Annotated in this window: 13 protein-coding genes; 2 read left to right on the top strand and 11 right to left on the bottom strand. The window is 65.2% G+C overall.

What is annotated here, in order from left to right; genetic code table 11:
* Window positions 1-102: 102 nt before the first annotated feature.
* Window positions 103-906 carry a DUF4198 domain-containing protein gene (locus HCO70_RS17010; RefSeq protein WP_172298387.1) on the bottom strand — a complete coding sequence of 268 codons (804 nt, stop codon included), beginning with the start codon at window positions 904-906 and terminating at the stop codon, window positions 103-105.
* Here HCO70_RS17010 and HCO70_RS17005 point away from each other — a divergent pair.
* Window positions 905-2050 carry a HupE/UreJ family protein gene (locus HCO70_RS17005; RefSeq protein WP_172298385.1) on the top strand — a complete coding sequence of 382 codons (1146 nt, stop codon included), beginning with the start codon at window positions 905-907 and terminating at the stop codon, window positions 2048-2050. The genes HCO70_RS17010 and HCO70_RS17005 overlap by 2 nt on opposite strands.
* Here HCO70_RS17005 and HCO70_RS17000 read toward each other — a convergent pair.
* A complete protein-coding gene (locus HCO70_RS17000; protein ID WP_172298383.1) occupies window positions 2043-2822 on the bottom strand; it encodes an alpha/beta fold hydrolase in 780 nt (259 codons plus the stop codon). The genes HCO70_RS17005 and HCO70_RS17000 overlap by 8 nt on opposite strands.
* Window positions 2823-2921: 99 nt before the next feature.
* Between HCO70_RS17000 and HCO70_RS16995 the strand changes: the two genes are divergently transcribed.
* Window positions 2922-3509: a thymidine kinase gene (locus HCO70_RS16995; RefSeq protein WP_172298381.1), complete on the top strand. Its 588-nt coding sequence runs from the start codon at window positions 2922-2924 to the stop codon at window positions 3507-3509.
* A gap of 66 nt (window positions 3510-3575) precedes the next feature.
* On the opposite strand, the gene HCO70_RS16990 is transcribed toward HCO70_RS16995, so the two are convergent.
* The 9 genes from HCO70_RS16990 to HCO70_RS16950 all read right to left on the bottom strand — a co-directional run bounded on the left by HCO70_RS16990 (window position 3576) and on the right by HCO70_RS16950 (window position 13875).
* On the bottom strand, window positions 3576-3914 hold the full coding sequence (locus HCO70_RS16990; RefSeq protein WP_172298379.1) for a tRNA-binding protein: 339 nt from the start codon (window positions 3912-3914) through the stop codon (window positions 3576-3578).
* Window positions 3915-3995: 81 nt separating this feature from the next.
* On the bottom strand, window positions 3996-4805 hold the full coding sequence (proC, locus tag HCO70_RS16985; protein ID WP_172298377.1) for a pyrroline-5-carboxylate reductase: 810 nt from the start codon (window positions 4803-4805) through the stop codon (window positions 3996-3998).
* Window positions 4806-4881: 76 nt separating this feature from the next.
* On the bottom strand, window positions 4882-5382 hold the full coding sequence (locus tag HCO70_RS16980; protein WP_172298375.1) for a YbjN domain-containing protein: 501 nt from the start codon (window positions 5380-5382) through the stop codon (window positions 4882-4884).
* 278 nt (window positions 5383-5660) lie between these two features.
* Window positions 5661-6401 carry a hypothetical protein gene (locus tag HCO70_RS16975; protein WP_172298373.1) on the bottom strand — a complete coding sequence of 247 codons (741 nt, stop codon included), beginning with the start codon at window positions 6399-6401 and terminating at the stop codon, window positions 5661-5663.
* Window positions 6402-6506: 105 nt separating this feature from the next.
* Window positions 6507-9230 carry a hypothetical protein gene (locus HCO70_RS16970; RefSeq protein WP_172298371.1) on the bottom strand — a complete coding sequence of 908 codons (2724 nt, stop codon included), beginning with the start codon at window positions 9228-9230 and terminating at the stop codon, window positions 6507-6509.
* Between the two features lie 10 nt (window positions 9231-9240).
* A complete protein-coding gene (locus HCO70_RS16965) occupies window positions 9241-12579 on the bottom strand; it encodes a phage tail protein (protein ID WP_172298369.1) in 3339 nt (1112 codons plus the stop codon).
* Window positions 12576-12974 carry an NlpC/P60 family protein gene (locus HCO70_RS16960; RefSeq protein ID WP_172298367.1) on the bottom strand — a complete coding sequence of 133 codons (399 nt, stop codon included), beginning with the start codon at window positions 12972-12974 and terminating at the stop codon, window positions 12576-12578. Before HCO70_RS16960 ends, HCO70_RS16965 begins: the two co-directional genes overlap by 4 nt.
* The gene (locus tag HCO70_RS16955; RefSeq protein ID WP_172298365.1) at window positions 12971-13495 is read right to left on the bottom strand and encodes a hypothetical protein; all 525 of its coding nucleotides are present in this window, start codon (window positions 13493-13495) and stop codon (window positions 12971-12973) included. The genes HCO70_RS16960 and HCO70_RS16955 overlap by 4 nt, the downstream gene beginning before the upstream one ends.
* Window positions 13492-13875, bottom strand: coding sequence for a hypothetical protein (locus HCO70_RS16950; RefSeq protein WP_253913351.1), 384 nt, complete (start codon window positions 13873-13875; stop codon window positions 13492-13494). The genes HCO70_RS16955 and HCO70_RS16950 overlap by 4 nt, the downstream gene beginning before the upstream one ends.
* Window positions 13876-13909 lie beyond the last annotated feature (34 nt).

The following is a 13909-nucleotide window of genomic DNA, read 5'->3' as shown; positions in this document are numbered from 1 at the left end:
GGGGCGCCCGCTTCACCGGGCAGATGCAAGATTCATTTCCGTCGGTCGGGCCAAACATGCCGGCACCGTACCCAACCGCACGTACCGGCCGGCCTGATGCCTCTATTCCACCGGCACCCGGAACGTGAGCGATGCCCAGAGCGATTCCCATGGCGGCCCGTCTTCACCCTCCGGGACGACTTCGCGCATCACCACCGCGTTCACCAGGTATTCGACCCCCGGCGCAACCGGCAGCACGGCGACACCCTCTGCATCCGTCCTGTGCTTCGTCTCCGTGACCGTGCCGTCCACGGTCTTCGCGAATAGCTCCACCTGCACATCCGCGCGCGGCGCACCGTCGTACAGCACCCGCACAGGCATCCCGCCCGACAGGTCGTCCGTATATGGATTGGCCAGCGCCACGATCTCGGTCAGCAGCCCGACCTCGCGGTCCTCGCCCGCTCCGTTCCCCACGGCGACGAGGCTTTTTCCGTACCGGCTGTACCGTTCCCGTACCAGGTCCCGGCTAAACCCACGCTCCAGGTGCCGCACCAAAACCGGCCCAAGATCCTTGTCGGTGACGAATTCCTCGAAGGTCTCCCAGTCCTGATAGGTCAGCAGGTAGTCCTTCGTCTGGTGCGCCACGGTCACCAGCCCCTCGCCCGGCGCGGCCATCTGCAGCGCCGGCATATCGCCCAGCCGTCCCTCCACCGGCACCACGCCGTCCTGCGTCCACAGCTCGAAGCGCGCGAAGTTCTGTGGAATATAGGGATAGCCCGGCCCCTTGAAATCCTGCCCGACCCGGATCTCTGCTTTGAAACTTTCGCCCGGCGCCAGCGTGTATTCTTCCGGAGAGATCCAGAACTCATGCGCCGCGACAGGCAGCGCCGGACAAAGACAGATAAGCAGGACAGTGAAGAGACGCATGCAACAGACCCATCGGAAACCGCGTTTCAAGCTGGCGCTTTGCGTGCTCCTGTCAACCGTGCTCTGCCTCTTTGCTCAGGCCGGGCGGGCACATGAAATCCGCCCCGCCATCTCCGATGTGCTGGTGGAACAAGACCGCCTGCAGGTATTTCTCGTCCTCACCCTGGAACCCCTGATCGCCGGCATCGACCTGCAGGGTCTGGACAACACCGACAATGCGCCCGAGGCCGAAAGCTATGACACCCTCCGCGCACTCGATGCGCCGGCCCTCGACGAGGCCTTCCGCACCGCCTGGCCCGAGATCCGCGAGACCTTCCTGCTTCAAGCCGGCGACACGCCCCTGACACCAGAGATCCGGCGCCTCGAAATCCCCGAACCCGGCGACCTCGGCCTGCCGCGCGACAGCCGCCTGCTGATCGCCGCCGACCTGCCGCCCGACGATACGCCTGTCACGGTCGGCTGGGAGGCGCAGAACGGCCCGCTTGTCGTCCGCCAGAGAGAGGGCGGACCGGATGCCTATTCCGCGCTGCTGGAAAACGGCGATGTCTCGATCCCGCTGCCGCGCACCGGCACCGCCACAGAAACCGCCCTGCAGGTTTTCAGCCGCTTCATCGTTCAGGGCTTCCAGCACATCATCCCCAAGGGCCTCGATCACATCCTCTTTGTCCTCGGCCTGTTCTTCTTCTCGCTCCACATGCGCCCGCTGCTGGTCCAGATCACCGCCTTCACGGTCGCCCATACCGTCACGCTGGCCCTCGCCGCGCTTGGCATCGTCAGCATCCCCGCCAGCGTCGTCGAACCGCTGATCGCCGCCTCCATCGTCTTCGTGGCGCTGGAAAACGTGCTGCGCCCGCAGCTCGGCGCGCTCCGCTCCGCCGTGGTCTTCACCTTCGGCCTGCTCCACGGCCTCGGCTTCGCCAGCGTACTCGGCGCGCTCGGCGGCGGGCAGAGCCATTTCCTCGCCCGCCTGATCGGCTTCAATATCGGGGTAGAGATCGGCCAGCTTACCGTCATCGCGGTAGCCTGGCTGACGGTCGGCTACTGGTTCGGCAGGAAACCCTGGTACCGCGCGCGCATCGCCGTGCCTGCCTCGCTGGTCATCGCGGCCGTCGGCGCCTTCTGGTTCGTCGAGCGCATCATCTGATCTGCCGTGTCAGGAACGCCTGCAAGATCTCCGTCACCTGCGCCGGCGCCTCTTGCGCGATCATGTGGCCGACGCCCTCCAGCGCGTGATATTCGGCGCGCGGGATTTTCCCGGCCATGCGCTCCATCGTCCGTGCCGGCGCATTGCGGTCCTCCGAGCCCGAGATCACACAGACCGGCAGGTCCAGCCCCTCCAGATCCCCGCGCCGGTCGAAGGTGACGAGACAGTCGAGGATGCCCCGCCAGCTGTCCTCCGGCACGCGCGAGATCGCCTTTGCGACCTCGGCCACCACCGCCGGATCGGCGGTTTCCGCGCACATCCCCGGCGCCGTCATCTCGCCCAGGCCGACCATGCCGCCCCCGGTTTCCAGCGGCGCCAGCATCACCTCAAGGAAGGCGCGCTTGAAGCTGTCATCCTTACCACCAAAGGCCGGCGCGGTCCCGATCAGGGTCAGAGACGCCACCTGCTCCGGTCGCCGCACCGCGTGCTCCAGCGCCAGCATGCCGCCGACCGAATGCCCCACGAGGTGCACGCGCTCTTCTCCCATTGCACCAACGAACCCGGCGAGCGACAGCGAGAGAGAGGCGAAACTCGGCGGCCACGCACCCCGTTCGCTCTCTCCGTAACCGGGCATGTTCCAGGCCACGCCGCGATACCCTGAAAATTCACCGAGCAGATGCGCATAGGCCTCCGCCTCGCCGCCGATCCCGTGAAGGAACAGTACGGCAGGCCCCTCGCCCGCCTCGATATACTCGATGCCGCCCGCGATCATGCCGGTTCCTCCTCCCGCACCATGCCCGCATCAAACCGCGATCGCGCCGCAGGTACAACCGCGCTTGATCCCCCTGGGTCCACGGGGCAAAAGCCGGGCATGGCCAAGCTTTACTTCCACTATTCGACGATGAACGCGGGCAAATCGACGATCCTGCTGCAAGCGTCGCACAACTACCGCGAACGCGGCATGCGGACCTACCTGCTGACCGCCCGCTTCGACCGCCGTGCCGGAGAGGGCCGCATCGCCAGCCGCATCGGCATCGGCGAAGAGGCGGACACCTTCGACGAAAGCGACGACCTCTACGCGAAGATCGAACAGCGACTTGTGGCAGATGCCATCGCCTGCGTCTTCGTGGACGAGGCGCAGTTCCTGTCCAAGAACCAGGTCTGGCAGCTGGCCCGCGCCGTCGACGACCTGAAGGTGCCGGTCATGTGCTACGGGCTGCGCGTCGATTTCCGCGGCGAGCTGTTCCCAGGCTCCGCCGCGCTGCTGGCGCTGGCCGACGAGATGCGCGAGGTGCGCACGATCTGCCACTGCGGCAAGAAGGCGACGATGGTGGTGCGCAACGGCCCCGACGGCAAGGCGCTGCGCGATGGCGCTCAGGTGCAGATCGGCGGCAACGAAACCTATGTCTCCCTGTGCCGCCGCCACTGGCGAAAGGCGATGGGGGATGCATCAGCCTGACCTGCTGGCGTTCTTTCGGCGCGTCGCGTCACCACAAGGGACAACAAGCTTGCGCGGAAGCGCGCCTCAGAACCACCGCCCGCCGACCGGCACGTCGAGGTCCGGCTTGATCAGCACAACCGCGCCGTCCTCGTCCGGAACGCCCAGAACAAGCGCCTCGGACATGAACGGCCCGATCTGGCGCGGCGGGAAGTTCACCACGCCCAGCACGCGGCGGCCGATCAGTTCTTCGGGCTCGTAATGCACGGTGATCTGCGCCGAGGATTTCTTCTCGCCGATCTCCGGCCCGTAATCGACCCAGAGCTTGATGGCGGGCTTGCGCGCCTCCGGAAACGGCTCCGCCCGCACCACGACGCCCACGCGCACGTCCACCTTCAGGAAGTCGTCGAAACCGATCTCAGCCATGCCCGTCCCCGATCCTTACTGCGGCATTTACAGTTTATTGCCGCCATTCCAATGCCTTGCCAAGCGTCCGCATGCGGACGCCTATTCCGCCAGCTCCCGCGACCGGTCCGCCGCCGCCTTCACCGCCCGCTTCAGAAGCCCCGGAAACCCAGTCTCTTCCTCCATCAGAACGCCCAGCGCCGCCGCCGTCGTCCCGCCCGGCGAGGTCACATTTACCCGCAGCTGCGCCGGATCCTCCTCCGCCGCCTCCGCCAGCGCCCCGGCCCCGGCGACGGTCGCCTTGGCCAGCCGCATCGCCAGATCCTCCGGCAGCCCCTCGGCCACGCCCGCCGCCGCCATCGTCTCGATCAGGTGGAACACATAGGCCGGTCCCGAACCGGACACCGCCGTCACCGCATCCATCTGCGCCTCGTCCTCCACCCGCAGCACCTGGCCCACTGCGGCCAGCAGCGCCTCCGCCTGGTCCAGCTGCGCCGGCGCCACGCGTCCATTGCCCACGATCGCGGTGATCCCCCGGCCCACCGCCGCCGGCGTGTTCGGCATCGCCCGCACGATCGGCGAGGCCGCGCCCAGCATGTCTTCGAAGAAGTCTATCGTCGTCCCCGCCGCGATCGACACGAACAGCGTCGAGCCGTTGCCGTAATCCGCGATATCCGGCAGCGCCTCGCCCATCATCTGCGGCTTAACTGCTATCAGGATCACCGCCGGGCTCTCCGGAGGCGTCTCGTTCAGGTGCACGCCCCGCGCCTTCAGCCAGTCCGACGGCTTCGGGTCGATCACCCAGACAGCATCGGGCGCCAGCCCGCGTTCCAGCCAGCCGGCCAGCATCGCCGAGCCCATCTTGCCGCAGCCCAGAAGCACCAGACCGCGCGCGGAAATGTCGTCGAACATGAGAAGGCCCCCGTGGTTACACGGGGGCCGACACTAGAGCCTGTTCGATAGATGTTAAACCGGTATTCGCCCCGGTTCAGGCGCGCCCGTATGCTTCTGCCATTGCGACCTGCATCGACTCTTCGGCCGACTGGTCGCCCCAGGCGACCAGCTGGAATGCAGGGTAGAACCGTTCCGCCGAGGTGACGGCGGCGGCGATCAGCCGGTCGATCTGCTCCGGACCGGCCATCTGGCCGCCGGCCAGCACCAGTCCGTAGCGGTAGACCATCAGCCGCTGTTCGTTCCAGTAGGTGAACGCCCCGGACCAGCACATGTCGTTGGCGCGGTTCAGGACGTCGTAGATTCCCGGCAGTTTGTCTTCCGGCGGCTCCATCTCGAAGGTGCAGATGAGCCGCAGGGTCTCGTCGAAGGCCGACCATGCGAGGGTGATCGAGTAGGTGCGCCACTGCCCCTCGACAGCCATCGCGATCTGGTCGTCGGCGACACGGTCGAAATCCCAGTCGTGGTGCTCGGCGATGTGCTCCACGATGTCGATCGGGTGTAGTTCTTCCGTGTGAAATTGCTCTGCAAGTGACATGCCCCGGCCTCTCTGATTGTCGTTCTGGGATCGTGCGAGTGCCCCAGAACTAGGTGCCTGCTCTAGGAACGGCGTTCTGCGGTCACCGTCCATACGAGATATGGTAAGGGCAGGCGATTCGCACTGTAAAGCACTATTTGGTGGATAACTGCAATAAGTTGTGGGCTATCCCCGGCTACTGTTGTAGCTCGCCAACGATTTTTTCAGTGTTTGCCATTTAAAGTTTCAGCAAACGATTTTCGTTTTAGCGGGCCTTAAACGGCGGTTGAACGGGGTGGTCAGGCCGTCTCCACGAACCCCGCATTCTCCATCACATAGGTATAGTCGGCCTGCACAGCGTCGAGGGCCGTTCTTCCCGACGCGGTGTAGTTTTCAAGCATCATCCGGTAGAAGATCATGCTGTCCGCAGCCACTGCACCAGAGAAGAAATAGGTAATGAAGGTGCCGATACCGCCGCCGTCATCAAGGTTGGCAACAAAATCGTCATAGTGCTGGCGGTAGTCAGTCGTCGTGTTGCAGAGCTTTCGGCCGTTGAAGAACACCTCATTCCGGCTCATGCCGATCTGCGCCAGACCTGTGGCGTCTTCCGTGAATATTCCGACTGGCAGAGGCTCCGAAGGACCGTAATACGGATGCCCGTCAGCATCCCAGCCGAACCGGAAGGGTGCGGGATTTGTATCTGCATCTCCAAAGGAAAATAGTTGATGGGAGACAGCAACGTCGGGGTCGTATCTGACCCAGAGCGTCAGCACCATATCCGGTTCACTCGCTGTGATGTACGCCTTGGTCTCGTCGCTAAAATCCACCCGGTGTCGGTCGGTACTTCCATCGGATGACGTCTTGTAGGTCCCCATGCCTGCGCTCAGGGCAGTCAGATCGGGGTCACCGATGAACTCGAGTGTTGCGTTATCATCCCCCACGAGCGCCACCAGGAGATCCGCTGCCATGTTGACGGCACCGACAACGGACAGGGAGCCTTCGGGCAGACAATTCGGGTTCGAAAAGTCGACCAGGAACATCGACCCTTCCGCCAATGCTCCGTCCGCCGCGTGGAACGTTTGCCCGACACCGTCAGGCAGGGACACGTTTGTATAGGTTAGTTGAACTGTCATCGGGGGTCTCCTTCAGAGGTCCAGCCAGCCGCGTGCAGAGAGCTCTGTCACCACGTCATAGGCCATGAGGTTGTTCATATCGGCGGTGTCGTCATCGGGGCCGGTCACGACGACGCCGTCCGCGTAGGGCATATGCACGCCGTCGCCATTGGCGATGCTGTTGTAGACGCCGTCCTTGTAGTAGTAGGTCGTGGCTTCCGTGAGGTCGCCATCCCCCGTTCCGACATAATAGTGCCAGTCCGTCGTGCTGACCCGATCGGCCGCGTCATCCACGTAGCCCTGGAAGTTGGCCTCGTTGATGTTCGCGCGAAGGTCCGCATAGTTGTCCGCGTCATAGCCGACGATGGTCCAGAGCCCCCAGGTGCCATAGGTTTCGGAAAGATCGCCGATGCTCATTTGAAGCACGGGATCCCAGTCGGTCGGATCGAACCGAGGGCTTCGGGTCGAGTTGTACCACTTCCGCATGTTGGCATAGGTGCCGCCTTCGAAGAAATCGCCGCCTAGCATCTCTTCCAGGGCGATTTCCTCGGCCACGCGATCCGCATCGTTGAGGAACTGGGACGCTACCGTCAGCTCCATCGCCGAGCCGGTCCAGGACACGTTGCGGCTGGTCGTGTTCCCCACCACCAGAAGACGCGGCGTTCTGGACTGGATGGCGCCCAGAACGCGCAGGATCGCGGCCCGCTCTTCTGCCCGCCCGTTTGCCCAGTCCAGCACGTAGCAGAGAATGCCGGACAGATATCCGCTGTTGGCACCTTCGCCGTGCATGGTCGCCATGCTGGCCTGGTAGTGCTCGTCCAACGAGCCGTGCGCGACGACGATCCCCTCCCGGTTCACCACCCGGTTGTTGATCAGATCGTCGTACTCGACCTGGTCGATGAACGGAGGTCCCCAGCGCAGGCCATAGCTGTCGCCCATCACCATGAGCTTGTCGGAACGCTCGGGATGGACGATGCCGGGAATGCCGAACTTGCCGGGAACGCGCTCGGTCGCGACCTGATAGGACCGATCCGCACCGTCGCGGTCGGATTTGAAGTGCAACACCGGCCCCTCGAAATAAGGCGCATAGCTGTTGCCCTCGTTGACGGCCGACAGCTTGTCGACCGACCCATCCGCGCGATGCAGCCAGATATTGCGCTTCCCGTCGACCTCGTGAACGCGGGCCGTCAGGGGCTCCATCCAGTCCGCATCGAGGTCAAGGTAGTCGGCAATATTGGAATTGGTCTGCTTGCGGAGCTCCCATTCCCGCAGGGAGCCGGAGCGGCAGGTGAACTCGGAGGTGCCGGCGGCCGCCACTTCGATGATCGGGCGCTGTGCCTGTTGTTCCCAGCCGTCCTCAGTCTTCACGAGGTAATCGCCATAGGCGTAGGTCACACTGTCATAGGTGCCGGCGGCACTGACGATGTAGCTGTCGCCTTCGGCCAGGTTGTCATCGGCCGGATAGGCGGCGCTCGCCGGATCCCATTCGCCACGGTAGAACCGGGATCCGGCGGCTGGCACGACACGGAATACCACCGTGCCCCGATCATTGCCGACGACCGTTCCATCGGGGAAGATGAAGCACTGATCGGCTGTATCGAAAGCGGTCGAGGAACAGCTGGCCCCCACGAACACGACCCGGTCGCCCTCGGCGAAGTCTCCATCTGCGACCGATACCTGCCACCACCAGCCGACCTTGATCCGGTAAGCTTCGCCAGGCACGTCAACATCCCCGCCGCTGGGATCCCATTCGCCCTGGTAGTTGTTTCCGTCGAAGTCGAGCAGGGCGCGACGAAACTCCACCGTCTCCGCCAATGGATTGGTGAAGCTGAAATGGGCGACGGGAAGATCGGGCATCCGCTGGAAACAGCCCTCAACCGCGTCGGCATCCCCGTCATATCCGGACGCGTATTCGTTTTCGCCGGTCTCGGCCGTGGATACCGTGACTGTTTTGAAGCGAAGCAGCTCGCCGCGCGCATAATCGGGAGCGCTCCGGCGCCGGGCAAAGGCCTCGTCCGCGAGGGGCGTGACGGCCGGGCCGAAGACCTTGCCTTGCTGGCTGACGCCCAGAAGGCGCTTTCCCTGCGCGTCGAGCCAGGCGGCAACGAGAGAGGCAGTAGACATTACACCGGCTTGCGGCACGCCGGCACCATCCAGGAGTTCGGTGGATTTGATCGACCCGGCCCGATGCCGATGCTGCCAGGTGCCGTCGCTGAACAGGGCATTCAGGAGTTTCCCGACGGCATCGACTTCCGCCCACAAGATGCCTGGCGCCGTCGGCTCGCTCAGTGCGTAGAAGATGTTGGCAAGGGCGTCTGCGACCTGGCTGCGCACCGAAGACCCGATCCGCTCCCAGCGCGACCAGGATGCGTTCCACGAATACTGCCCGGCATTGCTCACGCTGTCGCCATTGTACCCGCTTGCGGTCGCAGCCGAATGCGTGCCCGTGTCGCCCGCATCGACCTCGGCCTGCTGACCATCCAGGGTGCCCGAGAGGGCCAACAGATCGCTCCAGGTCGCCTTCAGGATCACGCCGTAGGCGGTCGAATTCGCGACTGTCTCTTCGAAGGCAGCGAGGGCGTCGTCGATTGTCACCCCGTAGGCGTCCAGGGTGTCCTTGATGGCCCCGGTGGCCGCGAGCTGAGCCGCGTGATTGTCGAATGACTGCCGGGCCGCGTCATCGTCGGCGTTACCGATGATCTCGTCCAGGGTGGTCTTCAGGGGCAGAAGTAAGCTGGGAATTGAGCCGCCGGCCATGATGTTTCTCCTAGATCACTGTCGCGGTGTCGCCGCTGGTTGTCGGCCCGGCTGCGCCCAGGCTGTTCTGAGGTTCGAGGTAGTAGGTGTACTCGCCCGCCGGGACGCAGGATGGCGTCACCTGGAACAGGATCACGTCGTCGATGGAGGCGTCGCAGTCACTGCTCGCCGCGAACCCGAAGTCCGTGTTGCCGCTGACGGCGCCGAGCTCGATCCCTATGGTGCCGTCGGCCGAGATCGGATCGCCGCTCTGGTCGGTGCCGCCGAACAGGGTCGGGGTGAGATCGCCGGCGGTCAGACCGGACACGGTCACCTGGCCGCGATAGACGGTGCTCTCCGCCAGGCTCAGCGGTTGCAGGATCGTGTCGGCTGCGCCCGGTGTGTGGCTCGCCTCACCGGCAGCGAGTGTCCAGTTCGCATCCGCAGACCAGACGGACGCGTCGTCGAATGCGCCATTTCCCAGCAGGTTGGACCGCGTGCCGTCGCCGTCGACGTAAGTCAGCGTCGTGCCCGTCGTGACGGTGACCGGGCTGCCGACCGCGTGCTCTTCCTTGTCGAGGGTTTCGCCCGTGGGCACGCGATAGATCTGCACCCGGTCCAGCGCCTCGTCCGATCCGGTCGCGAAGGTGATCGACGCACGCCCGAGCCCGCCGGTGACGATGATAGAGCGCTCATTGAGAGCACCGGGCGTGTCCGGGTCATCGGCGCCGATCTCGACCGTCACGGCCGTCGACGGATCGCTCTCGAGCGCGATGGCACTCAGGCCGACCAGCCGGATCTGGACGCTATCGCCGGCGTTGTAGCCGTCGAGCGCCGCCCCGCCGTCCGCCGCCGGGACGTCGAACGTGGTATAGGCACCGGCTCCCTCGAGGCGATGCTCCACCCGAATATCGGTCGTCGGCGCGTCGCCCTTCGTTGCGGCGAACAGGATCTCGAGCCCGTCGGGATCCCCGGTACCGGAGAGGCCGTGAAGGACGCCCGTCAGTTTCGGCACGCCCGGCAGCAGGTCCGGCACATCCGCTTCCGAGCCGACGCGGCTGGACCAGACCGGCGGCACCTCCGCATCGATCAGATCGTCGATCTCGGGCGCGGCGGCCTTCATCCGTAGGATCGTGTTGCCGCCGTCACCGCTTTCGGTTCCGGTGACGGTCACCGCCAGACTGTCGGAGCTGAGCAGCCCGAACTGGATCAGGTCGCCCACCGCCGGCAGCGTGCCGTCGACCAGGACATTGAGCAGGGTCGTTGTCCCGGCCACTGTCTCGACCTGCCGCACCTCCGAAGTTCCGATTGTGTCCTCCGCGTCGGCGAACACCCGGAACCGGATCGCGTAATCGGTGCCGGCCTCCATCTCGACCTCTTCGTCGATCTCGACGAGGGTGCCGGTAACCTTCAGGACCCGGCCGGCCTTCTGCACATCCGACAAAAGATCGATCGACGCCATCAGGAGGTCGCCACGGGTCGCCACCAGCGCGCGCCCGTCCTGGCTCGCGGTGAAGTCGTCGGGCCGTAGCAGGATCTCGAGTTGGCGGCGGCGCGCCTCGGTCCAGACCTCGTCCGGATCGGTCTTGCCGGGGAGGTCCAGCGCCTCGGTCACGGTGATGTCGCCGTCATAGCCCGGCCAGCGCACGAGGCGCTCCGCCGGCTCGTAATCGTTGGTCTCGTCGGCAAATGCCACGCGGAAGGCATGCGGCGGATCGAAATACGGTCGCCGCCAGGTGACGCCCGAGGAGTTGCGCGGGCTGATATGATCCACGACCAGCGACTGCGGCCGGTCAATGATCACACCCCATTTCAGGCCGTCATGCCGGCGCGACGCGCGGCCGGCCGAGCAGATCCGAGGCAGCATCTCGCCCAGGGTCTCATCGTAGTCGTGGACCCGGTCGTATTTCAGGCCCTTGTCGTCGCAGAACTCGTACCAGTCCGCGATCTCGTCGAGGTCGAGGGCGCTGTTGGCTTCCGAGAAGGGGTTGGCGTCCGACTGAAGCGCAGTGCGGTAGGCACTTGCGGGATTGCGGGTCAGGCCCGTGGACCAGCTGTCTCCGTCCCAGACCGGGCCGTAGCGCTGCGCGACGCAGTTCACGGTCTCAAGGGTGCCAGAGAGCTGGTAGGTCGCCTTGATACGCAGCGCGATGAGGGCCAGCGGCTTGTCGATGTTCAGCGGATACTCGGGACGGTGCGACTGCAGCGCCGCAAAGAACACCCGGTTGCTGACCCGCGTCGACAGCTCCTCGTCGGTCATCCGTGTGATCTCGATTTCCCAGCGGCCACGGGACGGAAGCGTCCAGGTGTATTGCCGGTAGTGCTGCTCGCGCTTGCGGTTCCTGAAGTTCAGCGTCTTGACGGTGGTCCAGGTCGAGGCCCCCTCGGCCCGCTGGCGGATGCGCACGCTAACGTTTGAGCTTTCAACATCGCCGTCGTCACTGACAGAGTAGAGCCCCTGCGGAAACGAGAAGATGATGGACGCGCGTTGGGCATCCGAAGCCGACCAGCGGATCACCGGTGTTGCGATCGTCGCCTCTTCCGTCTGTGCATTGCCGGCGTCGTCGCGTGGGTACGGACGGACGAGCTCGACGTTCTCGGGCCGCTCGATCACCTGGTGCGGATAGAGGGTCACCGGATCGTCGCTGCTCCGGCCCTCGCGGATCTCCACCTCGACCTCGTCGAAATCGGTAATCGGCGTATCGCCGATCCGGATGTCGGAGATGTCGAGCCGGCCATAGCCGCAGGTGAACAAGGCCCGGATGTACTGATCGTTGCCGACGATCTCGGTATAGGACGGCGCGGCAAAGGGCGGCGCATAGCGATGCCGCCCGAACACGAGAGGCACCGGCCGGCCAGGGCGGAGCTCATTGCGCCAGCCGCTGATCTGGTAGGTCGGTCGCCGCCTCTCCTCGGCCTCATCGGGCGATGGCCGCCCGATCAGGGAGCTGATCAGCAGACTGACCGCGAGGGTCAGGCCCGCCGTGATCAGGCCGGCGACCACACCTTGCAGGGCGCCGGCCGTGGGCACGATGGCCGCCGCCCAGGTCTGGGCAAGGGTGCTGGCCGCCTGGGCGAAGACGGAAAGGAGCGCCGTCAGGGTGCCGGGATCTCCGGGCCGGAGGCGGATCACCACATGAACGCCGGCATTCGGGCGGACGCGGTGCCAGAGCCTGCGATCGATGGGCATGACGCCTTTCGACGTGACCAGCGCCACTCGCACCTCGTCCCAGTGGTCTTCGGGCAGGAACGGGAACACCAGCCGGACCGCCTCCGCCAGGGTGGTCTCTTCGGTAATGGTCGCGGTTCTCCGGGCAGCGCCGGGGTCGAAGACCGGAGCACCGGTGACGGGGATCAGCGCGCCGGTCACCGGTCCGCTCCCGCGCATTCAACATGGCGGTAAACACCCTTCAAACGGTGCTTCCAGGACGGGTCCGTCAGCCGGGCAATCTGCGCCTGGCCGTCCATGTGCAGCATGTGCCGGGGATCCACTGCGAGGCCGATATGACTGCGGGACCGGCCGCGCCGGAACACGAGCACATCGAACGGCCGGACCTCCGACGCCCCGGCGATCGGTTCCCACACCCCGCCGGTTTCCTCATGCCGGACCAGCGCCTCGACCTCGGCCCGCTCTTCCTCGCTGGCGCCCGAGCCGTCGTAGTGCGGCAGCCCGATACCCAGCTCGGCCTGGTAGACGCGGCAAACCAGTCCCCAACAATGCAGCTCGGACCGGGGCAGGCCCAGATATCGGGCGGACCAGTTCATGCGTACATTCCAGGAAACCGCGCCTTGCTGAAACTGTCCGTCGGGACGCTCTCTTCTTCGACCGGATCGCGGGTGATCACGAGGCGGTAGTCAGAGGCGTCGCCGGAGCTTTCGATGAGCTTCAGCCCCCGCAGTTCGTCCTCGATCTCGTCGGGCGACGAAGCCAGCACGACGGCGATGTCCACCGTCGCGCGGTCGGTGAAGCTGCGGAGGGTTTTGGCGATCTCCACCGACAGGTTCGACAGGATCAGCTCGATCGTGCCGCCACCCTCCTCCGTGTCGTCTGGCAGGCCGGCCGATGCGACGGTGAAGAGATACGGTTCGGTCTCGGGATCGGCCCCGAGCCAGCTCGAACGGGTGCCGTAGAGCAGGGGCTCGGTGCTGATCCGCTCGGTCGGATCGGTCGAGACGCGCAGAGGTGCGTCGAGATTGTCATGGTCGAAGGAGAACAGCATCACCTCGACCTCGTCGGTGCTCTGCGCGTCCCGCGCGGCCCTGGCATTGAGCGAGAGCACTCTCATGGCATGACCGCCAGCGTGAAGGCGTAGCGGAAGCGGTTGCCGCCGGGGATCGTCTCGGCGGGCATGTCGGCAAAGAGGCAGAGCCAGGTAGTGGAGAGAACGATGGGCGTTCCGTCGGCGGTCACAATAGGCGTCCCGTCGGCGGTCCCGATCGGCCAGCCGTCCGTGGTCGGATCGGGGATCGTGAAGGGAAGCGTTCCTTTCTTGATTGTCTCCTCGAAAAAGACGTCGAAGTAAGCCTTCTCGGACCGGCTGATGTCGATCGTCATCTGCACGAAGCGGGCCACGCTGGAGTAGCGTTTCCTGAAGCCCGGCGGTCCGGTCTCGGCGGAGCGGCCCTGCCGGCCGTCCTGCAGCTGTGCCTGATGGCCGCTCCGCATCGGGCGGGGAAGCATGGAAGGCCAGGACGCCACT

The sequence above is a fragment of the Pseudoruegeria sp. HB172150 genome, from assembly GCF_013184805.1.
Lineage (GTDB): Bacteria > Pseudomonadota > Alphaproteobacteria > Rhodobacterales > Rhodobacteraceae > Psychromarinibacter.
This window is presented reverse-complemented; position numbering and strand designations above follow the sequence as displayed.